We start from the raw sequence: 21,780 nt of genomic DNA, 5'->3' as shown, positions 1-21,780 counted from the left end.
GTTGCTTACCAGAGCGTCGGCTTCGCCATCGCTCCGGACACCGTGTTCGTGACCGGCAGCTCGCAGGAAACCGTCAAGACCTGGGGCTTCCGCGGTGCTTACACCCATAACTGGGATCCCTACTGGAACACCGCGCTGTACGGTGCCTACGCTCAGGCGCAGTTCGGCTCGCTGGCCAAGACCACGCTTTGCGGCGCCGGCGGTGCAGGCGGCGTGTTCGGTGGCCTGGTCGGTGTGACGGGTTGTAATCCTGACTTCGCCGTTGCGCAGGTCGGTGTCATCACCCGCTGGACCCCCGTCAAGAACCTCACGTTCTCGGCTGACCTGAACTGGACCCATCTCGACCAGAAGTACTCCGGTACGGTTGGTTACGCTGGTGCCGGCACGACGGCCAAGCCGGCTGCCGTGTACGAGCTCAAGGATCAGGACACCATCACCCTGCTCCTCCGCGCTCAGCGCAACTGGTAAGTTCGGTCTAACGACCTGACAGAGAGCCCCGGCGGGAAACCGCCGGGGCTTTTCTTTTGCCCCGGTGCTTGCCTTCTCGCTTGGCGCAATGGGCCAAGTTTGGCGCATCGCCAGAGCAGGGCGATCGCATACGCCAGCTGAGCGCGCGCCGTGTCCTTCAAAGCGCTTTGCGCGGACCCGGCGGCGGTCTCCTGGAGGTCAAGCGGCGTCGATGCCCGTCAAGTCTGCCGCCGCACACTCCGTCATCCTGAGAGCCGGCCAATGGCGGGCGTCTGATGGCCACACAGAAGTCGCTCCCAATTGCGATTGCTCTGGTTGGGAGAGGGGAGCTCCGCGCTTCCCATCCCTGACAGTGGCGCGCTGGGGGAGGACTGCCGTTGGCCGGCGTGGGGCCGTGCAACGCCTCGCTGATCTGGCGATAGGCGCCTTCATCTGCACGCGAGGCAACGGCGGCGCTTGCCACCCATGCTCGCGGCTGAATCGAAAGAGCGGATCGCTATTCCACGCTGCCGGCGCCGCGGCGCAAATCGGCCTCGATCTGCAGCCGCGTGCCGCCGCCGAAGCGGGCACGGTAGACTTGCAGGTTCTCCATGATCCGCTGCACGTAGTTGCGCGTCTCGGAGAACGGAATCAGCTCGACCCAGTCGACCGCATCGACCTTGGGATCGCGCGGATCGCCGTAGCGCTCGACCCACTTCTTCACGCTGCCGCGGCCGGCATTGTAGGCGGCGAAGGTCATGATGTAGGAGCCGCGATAATCCTCGAGCAGTCCGCCGAGCTCGGCCGAGCCGAGCGTGGCGTTGTAGACCGAATCGTTCTTCAGCCGTCCCAGATCGTAGGTCGCGCCGTGGCGCTTGCAGACATAGCGCGCGGCGTCGGGCGTCACCTGCATCAGGCCGTAGGCCTGGGCCGGCGAGACCACTGACGGATTGAATGCGCTCTCCTGCCGCGCGATCGCATAGACGATGCTGCGCTCGACTTCGGGACCGATCGGCGTGAACTGCGGAATGCCGTTGACGGGATAGGCATAGAAGTCGAACGGCAGGCCGCGATTGAGCGCGGCCTTGCCGAGCAGCAGCATGCCGCGCGCATCGTTGTAACGCTGGGTCAGCTCGCCGAGGCCGGCGAGCGCTTCGGGATCGCCGTTCTCGCCCATGTCGGCCAGCAGCGGTATCGCCATCTCGCGCTCGTCGAGCTCGTAGAGCAGGTGCGCGGCGCGGACGATCTCCAGCCGCTCGGCGCCGCGGCCGCGCGGCTGGCTGTTGAGCTCGATCTGCGGCAGGCCGAGCTTGGCCCGGGCGAGCTGGCCGTAATAGCTGGTCGACTGTTCGGCGGCGCGGGCATAGGCGTTGCGCGCCTCCTGCTGGTGCCCCGCCGCTTCCGCGGCGCGGCCCTGCCAATAGCCGGCACGCGCCAGCGCGGTCGGATTGACGCTGCCGACGCCGATGCGGGCGAAATGCTGGGTAGCGGCCGCGGGGTCGTTGAGGAAGCGCAGCGCGATCCACCCGGCCGTGAATTCCTGCTCGGTCTTGTAGATGTCGCGCGAGGGCAGTGCGGCGTCGCGCGCGATCAGATAGGCGCTGCGGAATTCCTCGGTGTCGATCATCTTGCGCGCCAAAAGACGCCGCTCGATCCACCATTCGTCGAGATTGTGGAGCCGGTTCGGGTCCTTCGGCGCCGACAGCATGAGCTGGGCTGCTTCGGCGAACTTCTCCTCGCGGCGCAGCAGCTGGATCTTGCTGAAGGTGAAGCCGGGGTCGTTGTGCAGCTCGCGGGGCACGGCGTCGAGCAGCGCGCGTGCGTTCGGCGCCTTCTTGACGGCGGCGATGCGGGCCTTGGCAAGTGCGACATAGCCGGCGCCCAGGCGCTTTGCGGCGCGCAACGCCGCCTCGTTCTCGCTGCCGTAGAGCAGGGTGTCCATCCGCGCCTTCTGGTCGCTCGGCGTCAGCAGGGCACCAAACTGGTCGAGCGCGTTGTTTTCGGTATCCTCGGACATCGGATCGCTGCGCCAGGCCTCGCGCACCAGCCGCTCGGCATTGGCGCGGTCGCCGCGCGCCAGCATCGCCTTGGCGAGCGTGAAGCGGCCCTTGGCGGAGATCGGAGATTCGTTTTCGAACCACGACCACGCGACGGAATCGTCGCGCCTGTCGTCCCACATCGCGGCCTCGAGGCGTCGGCGCAGGAAGGTCTGCGACGGCCAGCTCGGATTGGCGGAGAGGAAGGCGCGGTAGCGCTCCACGGTCGCGCCATTGTCCTCGCTGCGCAGGATGATCCATTCCGCGAGTTTTCGCGCGACCGGATCCGAGATGCCCGCTGCGACGTTGCTGGCCTCACCCGCCTTGCGCTTGCGCACGAGCTCGATGACGCTCTCGAGGGCGTCCTTGTCACCCTGGGGCGTCGACGACGTCGCAGCGACCGCGGCCGGTATGACCGGCTTGCGCGGCGCGGCGTGCTGGCGCGTCGCCGGGGCCAGCACGGGCGCTGCGGCCGGTCTGGCGACGGGGGCGGAAGGCCTGACGGTAGCCGTCACGGCCGGCGCGGGGGCCGTTTTCGGCGGCGAACCGCTGGCGGCCGGATGCGATTTCGGCGCAGGTGCCGCTGCGGCGGGCTTGGGCTTGTCCTTGGCTGGCTCTTTTCCGGCGCTCTTGCCGGCGTCCTTGCCTGCCTCCTTGGCCGGTTTCTTCGCAGCGTCCTTGGCCGGGGCAGGAGCTGCACCCTTGCTTGCGCCTTTGTTTGCTCCCAGGCTTGCTCCTTTGGCCGCGTCCTTCGAAGTTTCCTTGCCGGTTCCCTTGGACGAGCCCTTCGCGCTGTCCTTGGCAGCTGGCTTCGCGGTGTCCTTGCCAGCTTCCGCCGTGGTCTCATTGGACTTGGCGAGGGCGGCGCAGCCGACCGATAGCCCTGCCATCAGGCACACGATGAGACCGGTGGATCGCCAGGCGGCATGAGGGAATGAGGTCACGGGTTTGGTCGCCCCGAATCAGTCAAGTGGCTCAAGATCTAGCTGTATTTGATTGAATATGCGGACAAAATACCAACAGCCGCTTACCGCGGGCCGATTTGCACCACTACCGCGGCAAAATCGCGGCCTAAACGGTGCGTCACACGGAAGCGGGCCTTTTACCGGCGGGGTAGACCCGATATGAAAGGGGCTTGCTCAAGAGATAGCCGCGTACGGAGGAAGTCCATGGCAGCCAAGACGAAATTCCGGGGGTCGTTCACCGCCTTGGTCACGCCGTTCAAGAACGGCTCGCTGGACGAGGCGGCATTCCGATCCCTGGTCAACTGGCAGATTTCGGAGGGCACCAACGGCCTGGTGCCGGTCGGCACCACCGGCGAGAGCCCGACGCTCAGCCATGACGAGCACAAGAAGGTGGTCGAATGGTGCATCGCTGAAGCCAAGGGCCGCGTGCCTGTGATCGCTGGCGCAGGCTCCAACTCGACCAAGGAGGCGATCGAGCTCGCCCAGCACGCCGAAAAGGCGGGCGCGGACGCCGTGCTGGTGGTGACGCCGTACTACAACAAGCCGACCCAGGAAGGCATGTACCAGCACTTCAAGGCGATCAACGATGCGATCGGCATTCCGATCATCATCTACAACATCCCGCCGCGCTCGGTGATCGACATGTCGGTCGACACCATGAAGCGACTATGGGAGCTGAAGAACATCGCCGGCGTGAAGGACGCCACCGCCAGCATGGTGCGCGTGTCGCAGCAGCGTGCGGCGATGGGCGAGGATTTCAACCAGCTCTCGGGCGAGGACGCGACCATCATCGGCTACATGGCGCATGGCGGCCACGGCTGCATCTCGGTGACCTCGAACGTCGCGCCGCGCCTGTGCTCGGAGTTCCAGGCCGCCTGGGCCAAGGGCGACCATGCCACCGCGCTGAAGATCCACGACAAGCTGATGCCGCTGCACAACAACCTCTTCATCGAGAGCAACCCGGCGCCGATCAAGTACGCGATGTCGCTGCTCGGCAAGCTCGACGAGACGCTGCGGCTGCCGATGGTGCCGGTCTCCGAGCCGACCCGCGTTGCCGTGCGCAGCGCCATGGTGCACGCTGGCCTGATCAACTGATGGGTTGACCTATCGGGGAGGCCGTTCATGAGCGTCGACGAAAAGGGCAGGCGGATGCTCACGGAGTTCCGTGAGTTCGCCATGAAGGGCAACGTCGTCGATCTCGCGGTCGGCGTCATCATCGGCGCGGCCTTCGGCGCCATCGTCACCTCGCTCGTCGGTGACATCATCATGCCGATCATCGGCGCTGCGACCGGCGGCCTCGACTTCTCGAACTACTTCGCCCCCTTGTCGAAGGCGGTGACCGCCACCAACTTAGCGGATGCGAAAAAGCAAGGCGCCGTACTTGCTTACGGTAGCTTCCTGACGCTGACGATCAACTTCATCATCGTCGCCTTCGTGCTGTTCCTGGTGATCCGCGCCATGAACACGCTGAAGCGGAAGGAAGAGACCAAGCTCGCGGAGCCACCGAAGCCGTCGGAGGAGGTCGTGCTGCTGACCGAGATCCGCGATCTCCTCAAGAAGTGACGCGCGCGCTTCATCCAAACTGTTAGCATCGCCGCGCATCGCGCTCAGGTTTCGTCGCCATGGCTGAAAAGAACGAACGTCCGATCAAGGTCATGGCGGAAAATCGCAAGGCCCGCTTCAACTATGCGATCGAGGATACGATCGAGGCGGGGATTGCGCTGACCGGCACCGAGGTCAAGTCGATCCGCAACGGCAAGAGCACGATCGCGGAGTCCTATGCCGATTCCAAGGACGGCGAGATCTGGCTGATCAACGCCACCATTCCCGAATATCTGCAAGGAAACCGCTTCAATCACGAGCCGAAGCGGCCGCGAAAGCTGCTGCTGCATCGCCGGCAGATCAACAAGCTGATGGGCGCCGTCGACCGCGAGGGCATGACGCTGATCCCGCTCAAGCTCTATTTCAACGAGCGTGGGCGCGCCAAGTTGCAGCTGGCGGTTGCAAAAGGCAAGAAGCTCCACGACAAGCGCGAGACCGAGAAGAAGCGCGACTGGAGCCGGGAGAAGGGCCGCCTGATGCGGGCGAGGGGATAGCGAGATGAATCAACGGAACCTGCTCGAGGTCGATTGGAGCCAGATTCCCGCACCTGAAGACGACGGCGCCGCCGCGCATCTGACCGGCATGACGCTGCCGCCAATCGGCCTGCTCGCGACCAACGACACCTCGGTGACGCTGTCGGCGCTGCGCGGCCGGACCGTGGTGTTCGCTTATCCCCGCACCGGCGAACCCGGCAAGATTTCCTTGGTCGACGATTGGGACATGATCCCGGGTGCACGCGGGTGCACGCCGCAGACTTGCGCGTTTCGCGATCTGTTCGCCGAGCTGAAGGGCGCCGGCGCCTCCCACGTGTTCGGCCTCTCGACCCAGAGCAACGAGTACCAGACTGAGATGGCGTCACGGCTGCATCTGCCGTTCCCCGTGCTGTCGGACGAGAAGCTGGCGCTGACGCGCGCGCTCAATCTGCCGACGATGGAGGTCGCGGGCCTGACGCTGATCAAGCGTCTTGCGCTGATCATCGACGACGCCAGGATCACGCATTTGTTCTACCCGGTGTTTCCGCCCGACCGGAACGCCGGCGACGTCCTGGACTGGCTGAAGGCCAATCCGGCCAAGGCCTGAACCAGGGCGCTAATCGAGATCCGCCTTCACCTTCGCGAACACCGACCGGAACATGTCCGGCGTCAGCACGCCGGTGTTCGTGTTGTAGCGCGAGCAATGATAGCTGTCGTAGAGCCTGAACGCGCCGGCCTGATGCACGGAGCCGTGGCCGAAGGGGGCCTGCGAGGCCTTCAGGTTCAGCGGCTTGAGCACGCTGTCGTGCGCAATCCGCCCGAGCGCGATGATCGCGCGCAGCTTCGGCATCGTCTCGAGATTCGCCACGAGGAACTGGCGGCAGGTGTTGATCTCGACGGGCAGCGGCTTGTTCTGTGGCGGAACGCAATGCACGGCATTGGCGATCCGGCAGTCGACCAGCTTCAGGCGGTCATCGGGACGCGCCTGATAGGTGCCCTTGGCAAATCCATATTCGAGCAGGGTGGCGTAGAGCAGGTCACCGGCGTAATCGCCGGTGAACGGCCGTCCCGTGCGGTTGGCGCCCTGCATCCCCGGCGCGAGGCCGACGATCAACAGGCGGGCCTTGATGTCGCCGAAGGGCGCAACCGGCGCATTGTGCCACAACGGCTCACGCGCCCGGTTCGCCTCACGAAAGGCGACCAAGCGCGGACAGAGCGGACAATTGCGGTCGGGAACGAGAGTGGGAGGCTGGCGGCTTGACCGGGCCGCCTCACTCCTCGAAGTCGTCATCGCCCCTCGGCGCCATCGTGGTTGCGCGCTGGAGGAATTGCGGGGCGTGGTGGCGGGCCTCGCGATCACCGCGGTCGCGCGGGGCGGGGCGTTCGGAGGGATCGCGGCCGAGCTTGGATTGCAGCTCGACGAGGTCGGTGAAGACGTCGGCCTGGCGGCGCAGCTCGTCGGCGATCATCGGCGGCTGGCTGGCGATGGTGGAGATCACCGTGACCCGAACGCCGCGGCGCTGCACGGCCTCGACCAGGGAGCGGAAGTCACCGTCACCGGAGAACAGCACCATCTGGTCGATGTGCTCGGCAAGCTCCATGGCGTCCACGGCGAGCTCGATGTCCATGTTGCCCTTGACCTTGCGGCGGCCGGAGGCGTCGATGAACTCCTTGGTCGCCTTGGTGACGACGGTGTAGCCGTTGTAATCCAGCCAGTCGATCAGCGGGCGGATCGAGGAGTATTCCTGATCCTCGATGATGGCGGTGTAGTAGAACGCCCGAAGCAACGTTCCGCGGCTCTGAAACTCCTTCAGCAGGCGCTTGTAGTCGATGTCGAAGCCCAGAGTTTTCGCCGTCGCGTAGAGATTGGCTCCGTCGATGAAGAGCGCGATCTTGTCGGTGGAGGAAGGTGACATTCAGTTTGCTCGCGTAGTGTTCGTGATTGATCGTTTATTGTTGGCGCGGCGGCAGCAGGCCGCGCAGTTCTAGGGTGCCGCCGAAATCCGTCGAAGCCGCAAATCCGGAGAAGTCGGGGCAAACAAGGTATAGTTATGGCGGACTTTCATAGACCCGGCGCCGCCCTCGATGGCAGCCCGGGTAACCGCCCATCCCAGCCCCAATGTGGGGGTAGCAGAGCCGTTTGGCGAGGCCAAATCACAAATTGGCCTTGCGAAACGGCCCCAGCCCCTATAACTAGCCCCAATCATCCACATATTTCGTCCCACCCACAACGGAGCGACAGTCCATGGCTCGCGTCACCGTAGAAGATTGTATCGACAAGGTCGACAACCGGTTTGACCTGGTCCTGCTGGCCGCCCACCGTGCCCGCATGATTTCGTCCGGCTCACAACTAACGGTTGACCGCGATAACGACAAGAACCCTGTTGTGTCTTTGCGCGAAATTGCTGACACGACCATTTCGCCCGAGGACCTGCGCGAGGAGCTGGTGCACTCGCTCCAGAAGTTCGTCGAGGTCGACGAGCCCGAGCCGGATACGGTGCCGCTGATCGGTTCCGCGGGCGCGAGCGTCGATGCGGACGATACCGAAGTCGCCGTCGAGCGCATGACCGAAGAGGAGCTCCTGAAGGGTCTCGAAGGCCTCGCGCCGCCCGAGGAGCAGCCCGAGGAAGACGAGTAAATCGTCCGTCGCGATCGTCGATTTCTTGTGATTTTATCAAAGGCCCGAACCGGTGTTCGGGCCTTTGCTTTTGTTGACGTTTTCGTGGTTACCATGCGTTGTAGTTGGCGATGCGTCCTGTCACTGAATTGATCGGACACAAGCGCGATCGGAGCTAAGATGTATACAGCGGGCCGGCTCGGGCTCGTTTGAAGGCAGGACGGGATGGTATATCGGCGCCGCAGATCCACGCAGATGCAGGCCGCAACCGAATCGGTTGCCGTGGCCCCGACTGCGCCGGTCGCGCGCCCGGCCAAGCCGCGCGCGCGCATGATGCGTCAATATGACCTCGTCGAGCGCGTCAGGTCCTACAATCCCAACACCAACGAAGACCTGCTGAACCGCGCCTATGTCTACGCCATGAAGGCGCACGGCTCGCAGACCCGCGCCTCGGGCGATCCGTATTTCTCGCACCCGCTCGAAGTGGCAGCGATTCTCACCGACCTCAAGCTCGACGACGCCACCATCGTGGCCGCGCTGCTCCACGATACCATCGAGGACACCGAAGCGACGCGGGCCGAGATCGACCAGATCTTCGGGCCGGAGATCGGCGCGCTGGTCGAGGGTCTGACCAAGCTGAAGCGGCTCGAGCTGGTGTCGCGGGAGGCCAAGCAGGCCGAGAACCTGCGCAAATTGTTGCTGGCCATTGCTGACGATGTCCGTGTGCTCCTGGTCAAGCTCGCCGATCGCCTGCACAACATGCGCACGCTGGATTTCGTGCCGACGGAATCGCGCAGGCGCATCGCCGAGGAGACGCTCGACATCTATGCGCCGCTGGCGGGCCGCATGGGCATGCAGGAAATGCGCGAGGAGCTGGAGGATCTGTCCTTCCGCACCCTCGATCCCGAAGCCTATTCGGTGGTGATGCAGCGGCTCGACTCGCTCGCCGAACGCAACCGCAATCTGATCGGCGAGATCGAGGACCAGCTCTCCAACAATCTGCGCCACCGGGGCTTAGGGGCGCGGGTCTATGGCCGCCGCAAGAAGCCGTTCTCGATCTGGACCAAGATGGAGCGCAAGTCGGTCGGCTTCGAGCAATTGTCCGACATCTTCGGCTTCCGTCTCGTCGTCAACGACATCGAGGCCTGCTATCGCGCGCTCGGCATCGTCCACACCACCTGGCCGGTCGTGCCGGGACGCTTCAAGGACTACATCTCGACGCCGAAGCAGAACGATTATCGGTCGATCCACACCACGGTGATCGGCCCCGGCAACCAGCGCGTCGAGCTGCAGATCCGCACGGAGGCGATGGACCAGATCGCCGAGCGCGGCATCGCCGCGCATGTGTTCTACAAGGAGGGCGTCGGCTCGCCGACCGAATTCCTCAAGCGCGAATCCAATGCGTTCGCCTGGCTGCGCCACACCATCGGCATCCTCTCGGAAAGCGCCAATCCGGAGGAATTCCTCGAGCACACCAAGCTCGAACTGTTTCACGACCAGGTGTTCTGCTTCACCCCGAAGGGCAAGCTGATCGCGCTGCCGCGCCACGCCAACGTGATCGACTTCGCCTATGCCGTGCACACCGACGTCGGCAACAGCGCAGTCGGCTGCAAGATCAACGGCCAGTTCGCGCCGCTGTCCTCGGAGCTGCAGAACGGCGACGAGGTCGAGGTGCTGACCTCGGAAGCGCAATCGGCGCCGCCCTCGGCCTGGGAGACGCTTGCGGTCACCGGCAAGGCGCGCGCTGCGATCCGCCGCGCCACGCGGACTGCGGTGCGCGATCAATACGCCGGTCTCGGCCGGCGCATCGTGGAGCGCCTGTTCGAGCGCGCCAAGATCGAATACGCCGACGACAAGCTCAAGGGCGCGCTGCCGCGGCTCGCGCGCACCTCGATCGAGGACGTCATGGCGGCGGTGGGGCGCGGCGAGATCAAGGCCTCCCACGTCGCCCGTGCGATGTACCCCGACTACAAGGAGGAGCGCATCGCGCGGTACGGCGTGAAGAAGGGGCTTGCCGCCAAGCTCAAGGAGAAGTCGTCGGAGCCGCCGCGCAGCCCGGTCGCGATCCCGATCCGCGGCATCAATTCCGACCTGCCGATCAAGTTCGCACCGAATGGCGGCGCCGTGCCGGGCGATCGCATCGTCGGCATCGTCACGCCGGGCGAGGGCATCACGATCTACCCGATCCAGGCGCCGGCGCTGAAGGATTTCGAGGAGGAGCCGGAGCGCTGGCTCGACGTCCGCTGGGACATCGAGGACTCCGCGCCGCAACGCTTCCCCGCCCGCATCAAGGTCGAGAACGTCAACGAGCCCGGCGCGCTGGCGCAGATCGCGACCGTGATCGCCGAGCACGACGGCAATATCGACAACATCAGCATGCAGCGCCGCTCGCCTGATTTCACGGAGACGACGATCGATCTCGAAGTCTACGATCTCAAGCACCTCAGCGCGATCCTGGCCCAGCTGCGCGCGAAGGCGGTCGTCGCCAAAGTCGAACGTGTTAATGGATAGGCGTCCTCCGCAGCCGTCCGTCCCTCCGATTTCGTGAGTTCTGAAATGCCCGCTTCGAAGCTTCGCCTCGGCGTCAATATCGATCACGTCGCAACCGTGCGTAACGCGCGCGGCGGCCGCCATCCCGATCCGGTGCGCGCGGCGCTGCTGGCGATCGAAGCCGGCGCCGATGGCATCACCGCCCATTTGCGCGAGGATCGCCGCCACATCCGCGACGAGGACATGGCGCGGCTGAAGGCCGAGATCTCCAAGCCGCTCAATTTCGAGATGGCGGCGACCGACGACATGATGCGCATCTCGCTCGCCACCAAGCCGCACGCGGTGTGCCTGGTGCCGGAGCGCCGGCAGGAAGTGACCACTGAAGGTGGGCTGGATGTGGTCGGCCAGCACAACGCGCTCGCGCCCTATATCGCGCGACTGAACGATGCCGGCATTCGGGTCTCCCTGTTCATCGCCGCCGATCCCGCCCAGATCGAGATGGCGGCGCGGCTGCGCGCGCCTGTGATCGAGATTCATACCGGCGCCTGGTGCGATGCCGTCGTCGACGACCACACCGCCAAGGCCGAGGCCGAATGGCAGCGGATCGTGGCGGGCGTGAAGCTGGCGAAGGCGGCCGGGCTCGAGGTTCATGCCGGGCACGGGCTCGACTATGGGACGGCGGAGACGATTGCCGCCCTTCCAGAGATCATGGAGCTCAACATCGGCTACTACATGATCGGCGAAGCACTGTTCGTCGGTCTTGCCGAGACGGTGCGCAGCATGCGCGCGGCGATGGACCGCGGCCGGAGCCGGGCATGATCATCGGCATCGGCTCCGACCTGATCGACATCACCCGCGTCGCCAAGGTGATCGAGCGCCACGGCGAGCGTTTCCTCGACCGCATCTTCACCGCGGCCGAGCGGGCCAAGGCGGAGCGGCGGGCCAAGAACGAGAAGATGGTGGTGGCGACCTACGCCAAGCGCTTCGCCGCCAAGGAGGCCTGCTCCAAGGCGCTCGGCACCGGGATCCGGCGCGGCGTCTGGTGGCGCGACATGGGGGTGGTCAACCTGCCGGGCGGGCGGCCGACCATGCAGCTCACCGGCGGGGCGCTGGCCCGGCTCCAGACCCTGACCCCGGAGGGGTTCGAGCCGCGGATCGACCTGTCGATCACCGACGACTGGCCGTTGGCGCAGGCCTTCGTGATCATTTCGGCCGTCCCGCTGCCGAAACCCTGAGGGGGCCCCGGCGATTTTATGATTTGTGTGATAAATCAATAGCTTATTCAGTTTTGATGCGATCCTTGATTGCGTGGCCTCCGACAACCGTCTAAAAGTCCGCGGACGCAAATCAGCTTGGGCGAATTCGGCTTTACGCCGGAATTGGCCCTCACTATCAGAATCAGGACAATCTCCTTGCGCCGTGAACCGGTGGGCCGTTCGCGGGAGGAGGGCGCTCTGTGATCGCCGGCCGGAATTGAGAGAGCAATGAGCGTGACTTCAGGAACGAAAACTGAGAGCGGCGTCGGTGAGACGATCCGGGTCGTGATCCACGCTCTCCTGATCGCGCTGGTGATCCGCACGTTCCTGTTCCAGCCCTTCAATATCCCGTCCGGCTCGATGAAGGCGACGCTGCTGGTCGGCGACTATCTGTTCGTCTCGAAATATTCCTACGGCTACAGCCACTATTCGATTCCGTTCTCGCCGCCGCTGTTCTCCGGGCGGATCTGGGGCTCGGATCCGAACCGCGGCGACATCGTCGTGTTTCGGCTGCCGAAGGACGATTCCACCGATTACATCAAGCGGGTGATCGGCCTTCCCGGCGACCGCATCCAGATGCGGGACGGGCTGCTCTACATCAACGACACGCCGGTGGAGCGGCAGCGCATGAGCGAATATGTCGGCGAGGAGCCCTGCGGCTCGGAAGGTGGCGGTATCTCCCGGGTGAAGCGCTGGAAGGAAACGCTGCCGAACGGCGTGTCCTATGAGACGCTCGACTGCGCCGACAACGGTTACGTGGACAACACCAACGTCTACACCGTGCCGGCCGGCCATTTCTTCATGATGGGCGACAACCGCGACAATTCCACCGACAGCCGCTTCCTCGGCCAGGTCGGCTATGTGCCGCAGGAGAATCTGATCGGCCGCGCCCAGATGATCTTCTTCTCCATCGCCGAAGGCGAGCATGCCTGGATGTTCTGGCGCTGGCCGTGGGCGGTGCGCTGGAATCGGTTCTTCAAAATCGTCCGATGAAAGACGAAGCCAAGGACATCGTGATCCAACCGACCGAGGCGCAAGCCGCTCCTGAGAGCGAAGCTGCAGCGAAGACGCCTGCAAAGAAGAAGCGGACGCGGAGCAGCAAGGCCAAGGGCACCGATGCCAACGCGGCGCTCGAGGCGCGCATCGGCCACAGCTTCGCTGACCCGAATATGCTGATGCAGGCGATCACGCATGTCTCGGCGCTGAAGTCCGGGCGCAAGCGCGGCGACAGCTATCAGCGCCTGGAATTCCTCGGCGACCACGTCCTCGGGCTCGTCGTCTCCGACATGCTCTATCATGCCTTCCCGAACGCCGACGAAGGCGAGCTGTCCAAGCGTCTTGCCGAGCTCGTGCGCAAGGAAAGCTGCGCCGACGTCGCCAAGTCGCTCGGTCTGCTCGACGACATCAAGCTCGGCTCGGTCGGCTCCAGCGCCGACGCGCGCCTGCGCAAGTCCATCCTCGGCGACATCTGCGAGGCCGTGATCGGCGCCATCTTCCTTGACGGCGGCCATGCGGCGGCCGCCGAATTCGTCAAGCGCAACTGGACCGAGCGCATGCACAAGCCGCGCCGTCCCTTGCGCGATCCCAAGACCGTGCTGCAGGAATGGGCGCAGGGCAAAGGGCTGCCGACGCCGGTTTACCGCGAGGTCGAGCGCACCGGCCCGCACCACGATCCGCAATTCCGCGTCGCGGTGGACCTGCCGGGGCTCGCGCCGGCCGAGGGCATCGGCGGCAGCAAGCGCGCGGCAGAGAAAGTAGCAGCTTCAGTGATGATCGAACGTGAAGGCGTTGGCGGCGGCAATGACGGCTGAAACAAGCGGCGAGGCGCCCACTGCCACGCGCTGCGGCTTCGTTGCGCTGATCGGCGCGCCGAACGTCGGCAAGTCCACGCTGGTCAACGCGCTGGTTGGCGCCAAGGTCACGATCGTTTCGCGCAAGGTGCAGACCACGCGCGCGCTGATCCGCGGCATCGTGATCGAGAACAACGCGCAGATCATCCTGGTCGACACGCCCGGCATCTTCCTGCCCAAGCGCCGGCTCGACCGCGCCATGGTCTCGACCGCCTGGAGCGGGGCGCATGATGCCGATCTCGTCTGCGTGCTGCTCGACGCCAAGACCGGGATCGACGAGGAAGCCGAGGCGATCCTCACCAAGGCGGCCAGCGTCAATCACGAGAAGATCCTGGTGATCAATAAGGTCGATCTGGTCCAGCGCGAGAAGTTGCTGGCGCTGGCGCAGGCCGCCAACGAGCGCATGAAGTTCGCGCGGACCTTCATGATCGCGGCGATCTCGGGCGACGGCGTCGATGATATCCGCAAGACTCTCGCCGAGATGGTGCCGCCGGGTCCGTTCCTCTATCCCGAGGACCAGATGTCGGACGCGCCGATGCGGCAGCTGGCGGCCGAGATTACGCGCGAAAAAATCTATCAGAAGCTGCACCAGGAATTGCCCTACCAGTCCACGGTCGAGACCGACAAGTGGGAGGAGCGCAAGGACAAGTCGGTGCGGATCGAGCAAACGATCTTCGTCGAGCGCGAGAGCCAGCGCAAGATCGTGCTCGGCAAGGGCGGCGCCACCATCAAGTCGATCGGCGCGGACTCGCGCAAGGAGCTGATGCAGATCCTGGACGTGCCGGTGCATCTGTTCCTGTTCGTCAAAGTGCGCGAGAACTGGGGCGACGATCCCGATCGCTACCGCGAGATGGGCCTGGACTTTCCGAGAGAATAACCAAGAACAGATCGGTATCCGATGAGCGTGCCCAGCAATGTCCGGCGCTTCGAAGCGCTGCTCTATGCATCGTTGATGCTGGATGCCTTGTCCGTTGCGGTGCAGGATCGCACGCCCAGTGCCGAGGTGACCGAGCAGATGATCATGACGGGGACCTTGCTCGCCGGCGGCATGATCCTGCTGCTGGTCTACTTCGTCAGGCTCGCCGCGCATGAGCGGAAGAACTGGCCGCGCTGGGTGCTGGCGGCGGCGCTCGTGCTGTCGGTGATCTCGCTTGGCCAGATCATCGGCCAGAAGGGCCTGGAGCTCGACAGCGCCATCGAGATCGTTTCCTGCGCGCTGACGACAATAGGCCTGTATTTCTCCTTCAGCGGCGACGCGCAGGGCTGGTTCAACGCGTGAGGTTTCGCGCGGTGCCGTAGGGTGGGCAAAGGTGCGCCCTTGCGCGCCGTGCCCACCATCTCGCGCCGTCGATCAAATTGGTGGGCACGCTTCGCTTTGCCCACCCTACGGCAGCTTTAAATGCGCTAAACTTCCTTCATGGAATGGACCGACGAAGGCATCGTGCTTGGCGTGCGGCGGCATGGCGAATCCAGCGCCATCGTCGAGCTGTTGACGCGCGCGCACGGCCGCCATCTCGGCCTCGTCCGCGGCGGCGCCGGCTCGCGGATGCGGCCCTTGCTGCAGCCGGGGAACAGCGTCAGCGCGGTATGGCGAGCGCGGCTCGACGAGCATCTCGGCACCTACGCCATCGAAGGGCTTAAGCTGCGCGCGGCGGCGCTGTTGGGTTCGTCCCATGGCGTCTACGGCGTCACCCATCTCGCCTCGATTGCGCGCCTCTTGCCGGAGCGCGATCCGCATGAGGAGATCTTCGCGCTGCTCGAGCATTCACTCGACGATTTCGAGGATATCGGTGGTGCAGCCGTGCACCTCATCCATTTCGAGCTGGCGATGCTCGCCGAGCTCGGCTTTGGGCTGGCCCTCGAAAACTGTGCCGTGACCGGCGAGACCACCGACCTGATCTATGTCTCGCCGAAATCCGGCGGCGCGGTGTCGCGCGGCGCTGGCGAGCCGTGGCGTGACCGCCTGTTGCGCCTGCCGCCGTTTCTGCGCCAAGGCGAAACCGCAAGCGACCTCACCGAGCAGGATCTCCAGGACGGTTTTCGGCTCACCGGCCTGTTCCTGCTGCGCCACGTGCTGGAGCCGCGCGGGCAGGGCCATTCCGACGCGCGCGCGGGCTTCATCAACGCCTTGATCCGTCAGCAGGCGAAGGCGGCGATTCCCGCGCCATGAGCGGAGCGGGACTCTGCCTTGCCTCCGGATATGGAGTTCCGGCGGAACGAAGTAGGGCTGGTTGAGTTCGCTTCCTCAGGTTCCATAGCGGGGACAGCCTAAATGTTGATCAGAGGATTCGCCTTGTCCGCGGCGCTGCTCACGTTTGCGCCTGATGCAATGGCCGGCGAGCCGCAACCCGGCGTGTTTCGCCGGGCGTCCTGCACGGTCGTCCGGTATTATGTGGCGAAATATTCTGCTGCGGCCGCAGAGACATGGGCGCGGTCGAAGGGAGCGACGGAGGCCGAAATCGAGGCCGCCCGGCGGTGCCTGACCAACGTGCCGGCGCCTGCCCAAACGCCTGGTGGGACCCAGACCCAGACCGTGACAGCCGGCTGGGCGGGGCATTAGGCGCCCACAGGGAACCAATCCATCCTTGCCCGATTCGCTTCCACGGTTTAACCGGGCGGCATGGGAAAACGAATCGTTCCGCCGGAAGAACCGGCCGAAATTCACGAGGTGCCGCTGCGTGAAGCGCTCGAGGAGCGTTATCTCGCCTATGCGCTCTCCACCATCATGCACCGCGCGCTGCCCGACGCGCGCGACGGCCTGAAGCCGGTTCACCGGCGCATCCTCTACGGCATGCGCCTGCTCAGGCTCGACCCCGGCACGGCCTTCAAGAAATCCGCCAAAATCGTCGGCGACGTGATGGGCTCGTTCCATCCGCACGGCGACCAGGCGATCTACGACGCCATGGTGCGCCTCGCGCAGGACTTCTCCTCGCGCTACCCGCTGGTCGACGGTCAGGGCAATTTCGGCAATATCGACGGCGATAATCCCGCCGCCTACCGCTACACCGAAGCGCGCATGACCGACGTCGCGCGGCTTCTGCTCGACGGCATCGACGAGGACGGCGTCGAGTTCCGCGCCAATTACGACGGCCAGTCGAAGGAGCCGGTCGTGCTGCCCGGCGGCTTCCCGAACCTGCTCGCCAACGGTGCGCAGGGCATCGCGGTCGGCATGGCGACCTCGATCCCGCCGCACAACGCGGCCGAGCTTTGCGAAGCCGCGCTGCATCTGATCGAGAAGCCCGACGCCAAGTCCAAGGCGCTGATGCGGTGGGTCAAGGGCCCGGATTTCCCGACCGGTGGCATCTGCGTCGATTCCAAGCAGGCCATCGCCGAGGCCTACACCACCGGCCGCGGCTCGTTCCGCGTTCGCGCGCGGTGGGAGCAGGAGGAGGGCGCGCGAGGCGCCTGGCTCGTCGTCGTCACCGAAATTCCCTTCCTGGTGCAGAAGTCGCGGCTGATCGAGAAGGTCGCCGAGCTGCTCGACCAGAAAAAGCTGCCGCTGGTCGGCGACATCAGGGACGAGTCGGCCGAAGACGTCCGCATCGTCATCGAGCCGAAATCGAAGAACGTCGATCCCGCGCTGATGATGGAATCGCTGTTCCGTCTCACCGAGCTCGAGAACAAGATTCCGCTGAACCTCAACGTGCTGATCAAGGGCCGCGTGCCCAAGGTGGTGGGTCTTGCGGAGTGCCTGCGCGAATGGCTCGACCATCTGCGCGACGTCCTGATCCGCCGCAGCAACCACCGCAAGGCGCAGATCGAGCACCGGCTAGAAGTCCTCGGCGGCTTCCTGATCGCCTATCTAAACATCGACAAGGTCATCAAGATCATCCGCACCGAGGATGAGCCGAAGCCGGCGTTGATGAAGGAGTTCAAGCTCACCGAGGTGCAGGCCGAAGCCATCCTCAACATGCGCCTGCGCTCCTTGCGCAAGCTCGAGGAGATGGAGATCCGCACCGAGGACAAGAACCTCCGTGCCGAGCTCAAGGGCATCAACGCGGTGCTCGCTTCGGAAGCCGAGCAGTGGAAGAAGGTCGGCGAGCAGGTCGGCAAGGTCCGCGACATGTTCGGACCGAAGACGCCGCTCGGCAAGCGCCGCACCACCTTTGCCGATGCGCCCGAGCATGATCTCGCCGCGATCGAGGAGGCCTTCGTCGAACGCGAGCCGGTGACAGTCGTCGTCTCCGACAAGGGCTGGATCCGCACCATGAAGGGCCATGTCGAGGATCTCTCGGGCCTTGCCTTCAAGCAGGACGACAAGCTCGGCTTCGCCTTCTTCGCCGAGACGACCTCGAAGCTGCTGCTGTTCGCCACCAACGGCAAATTCTACTCGCTCGACGTCGCCAAGCTTCCGGGCGGCCGCGGCCACGGCGAGCCGATCCGCCTGTTCATCGACCTCGAGCAGGAGGCCGCGCCGGTCGCGCTGTTCGTCAACAAGGGTGGGCGCAAATTCCTGGTCGCGAGCCACGAGGGTCAGGGCTTTGTCGTCAACGAGGACGATTGCGTCGGCACCACCAAGAAGGGCAAGCAAGTCCTCAACGTCGACATGCCGAACGAGGCGCGCACGGTCACCGAGGTGATCGGCGACACCGTTGCGGTCATCGGCGAGAACCGCAAGATGCTGATCTTCCCGCTCGACCAGGTGCCGGAGATGGCGCGCGGCCGCGGCGTCCGCCTGCAGAAGTACAAGGACGGCGGTCTCTCCGACGTTGCCGTGTTCGAGGCCAAGGCAGGTCTGACCTGGAAGGACTCCGCGGGCCGCGAATTCTCGGCGACCATGAAGGAGCTCAGCGAGTGGCAAGGCACCCGCGCCGACGCCGGCCGCCTGCCGCCGAAGGGTTTCCCGAAGTCGAACAAGTTCGGCAAGGTGATCGGGTAGGGCTCGTGTCCCGGACGCGCTGCAGCGTGCAACGCTGCTGCGCAGAGCCGGGACCCACGCCGCACGGATTGCTCGGAGACATGGGCCCCGGCTCTGCAGCGCACCGCTGAAGCAGCGCTGCGCTGCGTCCGGGGCACAGGCGTGTGTGTTGCGCACATCTCTTTTCGCTGCGCTCGCAATGACGGGCTGCGACGGCGCCGCTCTCCAATTCGCATTCCACCACTCCGCGCGGTCTGATACCGTTCGCCAGGCCGGTGTTCTGGAATGTCGAGAAATAACGCGATGTACGATGTCATTGTTGTCGGCGGCGGCTCCGCTGGCGCGGCTGTTGCGGCGCGGCTGTCCGAGGATCCCGCCCGGCGCATCCTGCTGCTGGAGGCGGGGCGCGACTGGCGCGCCGATGAGGCGCCCTGGGAGGTGCGGACGCCGAACCCGATCCCGATCATCCACAAGCGCGAGTACCAGGAGAAATGGCAGTGGCCAGATCTCTTGTCGCGTCGCGTCGCCGGGCAGGAGCCGCGCTTCTACTGGCGCGGCAAGGGGCTCGGCGGCTCCTCGATGATGAACGGCCAGATCGCGATCCGCGGCGTTGCCGATGCGTTCGACGAATGGGCCGCCCTTGGCTGCACCGGCTGGTCGGCCAGCGAGGTGATGCCGCTCTTCTCGGTGATCGAGGACGATTTTGAATTCGGCGCCGCCGAAGGCCATGGCCGCGGCGGACCGCTGCCGGTCTATCGCGCGCCGCCCGAGACCTGGGGCGCGATCGATCGCGGCTTGCGCGATGCCGCGCTCGCCAGCGGCTATCCCTGGTGCGCCGACCTCAACGGCCCCGACGGCGAGGGCGTCGCCTGCTATCCCATCAACAGCCGCGATGGTCGCCGCATCAGCACCAATGAGGGTTATCTCGAGCCGGCGCGAGGCCGCGCCAATCTGGAAATCCGCGGCCATGCACTGGTTGATCGCGTCCTGATCAGCGATGGCCGCGCCACCGGCGTCCGTGTCCATATCGAAGGGCAGGGCACTCACGAGATCAGTGCGCGGCAGATCGTGCTGTGCGCCGGCGCGATCCACAGCCCGGCGATCCTGCTGCGCTCGGGCATTGGCCCTGCCGAGGAATTGAAGGCGATGGGAATTGGCGTCGCGCGCGACCTGCCGGTCGGCCGCCACTACTTCGATCACCCGCTGTTTCGCACGACGATTCAGCTTCGTGAGGAGCTGCGTCCCACCGACCCCGACACCCGTCACACCAATTGCTGCGTGACCTATTCCTCGGGCCTCGCGAACGGCGGCAAGCGCGACATGATCCTGATCGCCTTCAATCATCGCGGCATCGGCAATCCCGGGGCGATCGGTGCGGGCCTGTTCAACGCCTATTCGCGCGGCACGCTGAAGCTGGCCTCGACCGATCCGGCGATCGATCCCGTCGTCGAGGAAGACATGCTGGCCGATCCCCGCGACATGCTGCGCATGATGGATGCGGTGAGACGGCTCGCCGTGATCACGTCGCAGCCGGCGCTCTCAGGCATTGCCGACTGGATTCGGCTCGCCGACACCGATCTGACGCTGCCGCAGGCGGCAGCGCTGCCGGATCATGAGCTCGATGCGGTGCTTCGCCGTGAGACCGGCGACATCCAGCACGCCGCCGGCAGTTGTCGCATGACCGGCGCTGGCGACCCCGACGGCGTGGTCAATCCCGACGGCACGGTGAAGGGCATCGCGGCCTTGCGCGTCGCCGACGCCTCGATCATGCCGTCCGACTGCCGCGCCAACACGCATTTCACCACGGTGGTGATCGGCGAAGCGATCGCGCGGATGATGATGCGGTAGTTTCTGCCGCGCCATGAGGTGCGAGTGGCGCGATGCAAAAGCATCGCGCCGCGAGCCTCGAAGGATGAACGGCCGAGATGCTTCGATATCTTGGCAGCGCCAGCCGGGCCGTCGCCCTTCGAGGGCCGCTGAAGAAGCGGCCACCTCAGGGTGACGGTGATGGATGGGAACGCACCGCTTGCTTCGCTACGCTCGCAACGACCGAGCAAGTGGCGGGACCTTGCTCACCAGTTCACAGACCGACCGCACTTCCCTATCTCTCGAGGTCGCTAACACAATCCACGATCTTGAGATTATCGACGACACGATCTCTGGTTACGAGAGTCGAGTTTCGCGAGCGCCAGGGAGCCGCAGAACCTGTTGCGCGTTTCGCACCAGACTAGGTCTGGATCGCTGCTACACCATTGTTCATCAGCGGCGTATAACCGCCTCAAGCACTTCACGTGCGGTGAGCACGCTTCAATACCCATTTGCCTACGATGCAAGATTCCAGTTGCGCAGTGCTTTATTTTGGTTGTGAGGGTCCCACTCATGACAAGGCACCTTTCGAAGCGCATTGTGACCGATGTGCTTGTCGTCGCCGTATCTGTGGTGACCATTACGATTGCAGCGACATCGTTGGGCAAGTCCGTTGTTGCTGGGATTGCCGCTTCTATTCCGGGTCCATTTCATCTTGCGACGGAAAGGATGCTTGCCGGTGCCGGGCCGAGCAAGCCGAAACTCACTCGCGCGCAGACAGGTTGTCGGCTTCGATCTGCGCCTTTGCAATGGAACGCGGACGAGATTTTCGCGCCGCCTGCTGCTCCTCCACGATGAATTGTCACCCCGATTGAGCGGGTGGCAAGAAGGGAGCAGCCGTGTCCAACCCTGGCAGCACGCGGGCATGCGGCGATCGCCCTCGGCCACGTCGAAGATCTTGGCCGCCTGTGAGGTAGCTTACAGCATGCGCTCTTGGTGCGGGCTAGGTTTAAGAAGGCTCCAAAACTCTGACGGAGGCATCAAGCAGGCGCACCATCGCCTTCTCGCGGCGTGTCTCGCCCGAGTCTTGCTCCAGGTGCCGCCCTCGACAAAGACAAGGGCGCAGGGAAGGCCGGGCGCCGGCTGGCACCCGTAAGTCCGTGCGCCATAAGAGATGCACACGGGGTGGACTACAGGTCTCGCCGGATCGCCCGGCCTTCCCTGCGCGAATGGTTTTAACGGTGTCCTTCGTGCTCTCCTCGGGGAGCGTTGCACTATTGCCCCCGTCGCCTTGCGGATAATCGATGCGCGTGCCGGTCGGCCACACATCACCGCCAAGGCTTGACGCCAGAACCCCGGGCGCCGGGACCACACGACTTC

20 protein-coding genes are annotated in these 21,780 nt (G+C 64.9%); 17 read left to right on the top strand and 3 right to left on the bottom strand.

The window, feature by feature from the left end; all coding sequences use genetic code 11:
- Positions 1-468, top strand: a 468-nt coding sequence (locus tag GGD66_RS06485; RefSeq protein ID WP_183257123.1) for a porin, incomplete at its 5' end; no start/stop codon positions are given.
- 496 nt (positions 469-964) lie between these two features.
- Here GGD66_RS06485 and GGD66_RS06480 read toward each other — a convergent pair.
- Positions 965-3,373, bottom strand: a complete 2,409-nt coding sequence (locus GGD66_RS06480) for a lytic transglycosylase domain-containing protein (RefSeq protein WP_183257165.1) — start codon at positions 3,371-3,373, stop codon at positions 965-967.
- Positions 3,374-3,652: 279 nt separating this feature from the next.
- Between GGD66_RS06480 and dapA the strand changes: the two genes are divergently transcribed.
- From dapA to GGD66_RS06460, 4 genes are read left to right on the top strand one after another with little or no spacing between them, the layout of a single operon-like run.
- Positions 3,653-4,543, top strand: a complete 891-nt coding sequence (dapA, locus tag GGD66_RS06475) for a 4-hydroxy-tetrahydrodipicolinate synthase (RefSeq protein WP_018320002.1) — start codon at positions 3,653-3,655, stop codon at positions 4,541-4,543.
- Positions 4,544-4,597: 54 nt separating this feature from the next.
- Complete coding sequence (gene mscL / locus GGD66_RS06470) at positions 4,598-5,011, top strand: large conductance mechanosensitive channel protein MscL (RefSeq protein WP_183257164.1); 414 nt, start codon at positions 4,598-4,600, stop codon at positions 5,009-5,011.
- A gap of 59 nt (positions 5,012-5,070) precedes the next feature.
- Positions 5,071-5,544 carry an SsrA-binding protein SmpB gene (gene smpB, locus GGD66_RS06465; protein WP_018320004.1) on the top strand — a complete coding sequence of 158 codons (474 nt, stop codon included), beginning with the start codon at positions 5,071-5,073 and terminating at the stop codon, positions 5,542-5,544.
- Positions 5,545-5,548: 4 nt separating this feature from the next.
- Entirely contained in the window at positions 5,549-6,130 is a 582-nt protein-coding gene (locus GGD66_RS06460; RefSeq protein WP_183257122.1) for a peroxiredoxin, read from the top strand.
- 9 nt (positions 6,131-6,139) lie between these two features.
- Here the strand turns inward: GGD66_RS06460 and GGD66_RS06455 are convergent, their stop codons facing one another.
- Together GGD66_RS06455 and GGD66_RS06450 are read right to left on the bottom strand one after the other, a co-directional pair.
- The gene (locus tag GGD66_RS06455) at positions 6,140-6,814 is read right to left on the bottom strand and encodes a uracil-DNA glycosylase (RefSeq protein WP_183257121.1); all 675 of its coding nucleotides are present in this window, start codon (positions 6,812-6,814) and stop codon (positions 6,140-6,142) included.
- A complete protein-coding gene (locus tag GGD66_RS06450) occupies positions 6,795-7,439 on the bottom strand; it encodes an NYN domain-containing protein (protein WP_018320007.1) in 645 nt (214 codons plus the stop codon). Before GGD66_RS06450 ends, GGD66_RS06455 begins: the two co-directional genes overlap by 20 nt.
- A gap of 329 nt (positions 7,440-7,768) precedes the next feature.
- On the opposite strand from GGD66_RS06450, the gene rpoZ reads away from it, so the two are divergent.
- From rpoZ to GGD66_RS06390, 12 genes are all read left to right on the top strand, one after another.
- Positions 7,769-8,161 (top strand): DNA-directed RNA polymerase subunit omega, encoded by a 393-nt coding sequence (rpoZ, locus tag GGD66_RS06445; RefSeq protein ID WP_008133017.1) that lies wholly within the window; start codon positions 7,769-7,771, stop codon positions 8,159-8,161.
- A gap of 204 nt (positions 8,162-8,365) precedes the next feature.
- Complete coding sequence (locus GGD66_RS06440) at positions 8,366-10,651, top strand: bifunctional (p)ppGpp synthetase/guanosine-3',5'-bis(diphosphate) 3'-pyrophosphohydrolase (RefSeq protein WP_183257120.1); 2,286 nt, start codon at positions 8,366-8,368, stop codon at positions 10,649-10,651.
- 45 nt (positions 10,652-10,696) lie between these two features.
- Complete coding sequence (locus GGD66_RS06435; protein ID WP_183257119.1) at positions 10,697-11,449, top strand: pyridoxine 5'-phosphate synthase; 753 nt, start codon at positions 10,697-10,699, stop codon at positions 11,447-11,449.
- Positions 11,446-11,865: a holo-ACP synthase gene (gene acpS, locus GGD66_RS06430; RefSeq protein ID WP_183257118.1), complete on the top strand. Its 420-nt coding sequence runs from the start codon at positions 11,446-11,448 to the stop codon at positions 11,863-11,865. The genes GGD66_RS06435 and acpS overlap by 4 nt, the downstream gene beginning before the upstream one ends.
- Positions 11,866-12,114: 249 nt before the next feature.
- Positions 12,115-12,879 carry a signal peptidase I gene (gene lepB, locus GGD66_RS06425; RefSeq protein WP_018320011.1) on the top strand — a complete coding sequence of 255 codons (765 nt, stop codon included), beginning with the start codon at positions 12,115-12,117 and terminating at the stop codon, positions 12,877-12,879.
- Positions 12,876-13,697, top strand: a complete 822-nt coding sequence (gene rnc, locus GGD66_RS06420; protein WP_183257117.1) for a ribonuclease III — start codon at positions 12,876-12,878, stop codon at positions 13,695-13,697. The genes lepB and rnc overlap by 4 nt, the downstream gene beginning before the upstream one ends.
- Complete coding sequence (gene era, locus GGD66_RS06415; protein ID WP_183257116.1) at positions 13,687-14,613, top strand: GTPase Era; 927 nt, start codon at positions 13,687-13,689, stop codon at positions 14,611-14,613. Before rnc ends, era begins: the two co-directional genes overlap by 11 nt.
- 21 nt (positions 14,614-14,634) lie before the next feature.
- On the top strand, positions 14,635-15,015 hold the full coding sequence (locus tag GGD66_RS06410) for a hypothetical protein (RefSeq protein ID WP_183257115.1): 381 nt from the start codon (positions 14,635-14,637) through the stop codon (positions 15,013-15,015).
- Positions 15,016-15,153: 138 nt separating this feature from the next.
- Entirely contained in the window at positions 15,154-15,906 is a 753-nt protein-coding gene (recO, locus tag GGD66_RS06405) for a DNA repair protein RecO (protein WP_092257550.1), read from the top strand.
- Positions 15,907-16,008: 102 nt separating this feature from the next.
- Positions 16,009-16,296, top strand: a complete 288-nt coding sequence (locus tag GGD66_RS06400; RefSeq protein ID WP_018320016.1) for a hypothetical protein — start codon at positions 16,009-16,011, stop codon at positions 16,294-16,296.
- A gap of 60 nt (positions 16,297-16,356) precedes the next feature.
- Positions 16,357-18,615 carry a DNA topoisomerase IV subunit A gene (parC, locus tag GGD66_RS06395; protein ID WP_183257114.1) on the top strand — a complete coding sequence of 753 codons (2,259 nt, stop codon included), beginning with the start codon at positions 16,357-16,359 and terminating at the stop codon, positions 18,613-18,615.
- 282 nt (positions 18,616-18,897) lie between these two features.
- Positions 18,898-20,442 carry a GMC family oxidoreductase gene (locus GGD66_RS06390; RefSeq protein WP_210321496.1) on the top strand — a complete coding sequence of 515 codons (1,545 nt, stop codon included), beginning with the start codon at positions 18,898-18,900 and terminating at the stop codon, positions 20,440-20,442.
- The last annotated feature ends 1,338 nt before the right edge of the window (positions 20,443-21,780 follow it).

The organism is Bradyrhizobium sp. CIR48, from assembly GCF_014198315.1.
Classification (GTDB): domain Bacteria; phylum Pseudomonadota; class Alphaproteobacteria; order Rhizobiales; family Xanthobacteraceae; genus Bradyrhizobium.
Note: the sequence above shows the minus strand (reverse complement) of the source record. Positions and strands in the feature narration are given on the sequence as shown.

Excerpts from the sequence above, each read along its gene's own strand:
- rpoZ (WP_008133017.1), top strand. The coding sequence starts at position 7,769 with ATGGCTCGCGTCACCGTAGAAGATTGTATCGACAAGGTCGACAACCGG.
- parC (WP_183257114.1), top strand. The coding sequence starts at position 16,357 with ATGGGAAAACGAATCGTTCCGCCGGAAGAACCGGCCGAAATTCACGAG.
- dapA (WP_018320002.1), top strand. The coding sequence starts at position 3,653 with ATGGCAGCCAAGACGAAATTCCGGGGGTCGTTCACCGCCTTGGTCACG.
- rnc (WP_183257117.1), top strand. The coding sequence starts at position 12,876 with ATGAAAGACGAAGCCAAGGACATCGTGATCCAACCGACCGAGGCGCAA.
- GGD66_RS06435 (WP_183257119.1), top strand. The coding sequence starts at position 10,697 with ATGCCCGCTTCGAAGCTTCGCCTCGGCGTCAATATCGATCACGTCGCA.
- mscL (WP_183257164.1), top strand. The coding sequence starts at position 4,598 with ATGCTCACGGAGTTCCGTGAGTTCGCCATGAAGGGCAACGTCGTCGAT.
- GGD66_RS06410 (WP_183257115.1), top strand. The coding sequence starts at position 14,635 with ATGAGCGTGCCCAGCAATGTCCGGCGCTTCGAAGCGCTGCTCTATGCA.
- GGD66_RS06400 (WP_018320016.1), top strand. The coding sequence starts at position 16,009 with ATGTTGATCAGAGGATTCGCCTTGTCCGCGGCGCTGCTCACGTTTGCG.
- GGD66_RS06440 (WP_183257120.1), top strand. The coding sequence starts at position 8,366 with ATGGTATATCGGCGCCGCAGATCCACGCAGATGCAGGCCGCAACCGAA.
- smpB (WP_018320004.1), top strand. The coding sequence starts at position 5,071 with ATGGCTGAAAAGAACGAACGTCCGATCAAGGTCATGGCGGAAAATCGC.
- recO (WP_092257550.1), top strand. The coding sequence starts at position 15,154 with ATGGAATGGACCGACGAAGGCATCGTGCTTGGCGTGCGGCGGCATGGC.
- GGD66_RS06450 (WP_018320007.1), bottom strand. The coding sequence starts at position 7,439 with ATGTCACCTTCCTCCACCGACAAGATCGCGCTCTTCATCGACGGAGCC.
- lepB (WP_018320011.1), top strand. The coding sequence starts at position 12,115 with ATGAGCGTGACTTCAGGAACGAAAACTGAGAGCGGCGTCGGTGAGACG.
- era (WP_183257116.1), top strand. The coding sequence starts at position 13,687 with ATGACGGCTGAAACAAGCGGCGAGGCGCCCACTGCCACGCGCTGCGGC.
- GGD66_RS06455 (WP_183257121.1), bottom strand. The coding sequence starts at position 6,814 with ATGACGACTTCGAGGAGTGAGGCGGCCCGGTCAAGCCGCCAGCCTCCC.
- GGD66_RS06460 (WP_183257122.1), top strand. The coding sequence starts at position 5,549 with ATGAATCAACGGAACCTGCTCGAGGTCGATTGGAGCCAGATTCCCGCA.
- GGD66_RS06480 (WP_183257165.1), bottom strand. The coding sequence starts at position 3,373 with ATGGCAGGGCTATCGGTCGGCTGCGCCGCCCTCGCCAAGTCCAATGAG.
- acpS (WP_183257118.1), top strand. The coding sequence starts at position 11,446 with ATGATCATCGGCATCGGCTCCGACCTGATCGACATCACCCGCGTCGCC.
- GGD66_RS06390 (WP_210321496.1), top strand. The coding sequence starts at position 18,898 with ATGTACGATGTCATTGTTGTCGGCGGCGGCTCCGCTGGCGCGGCTGTT.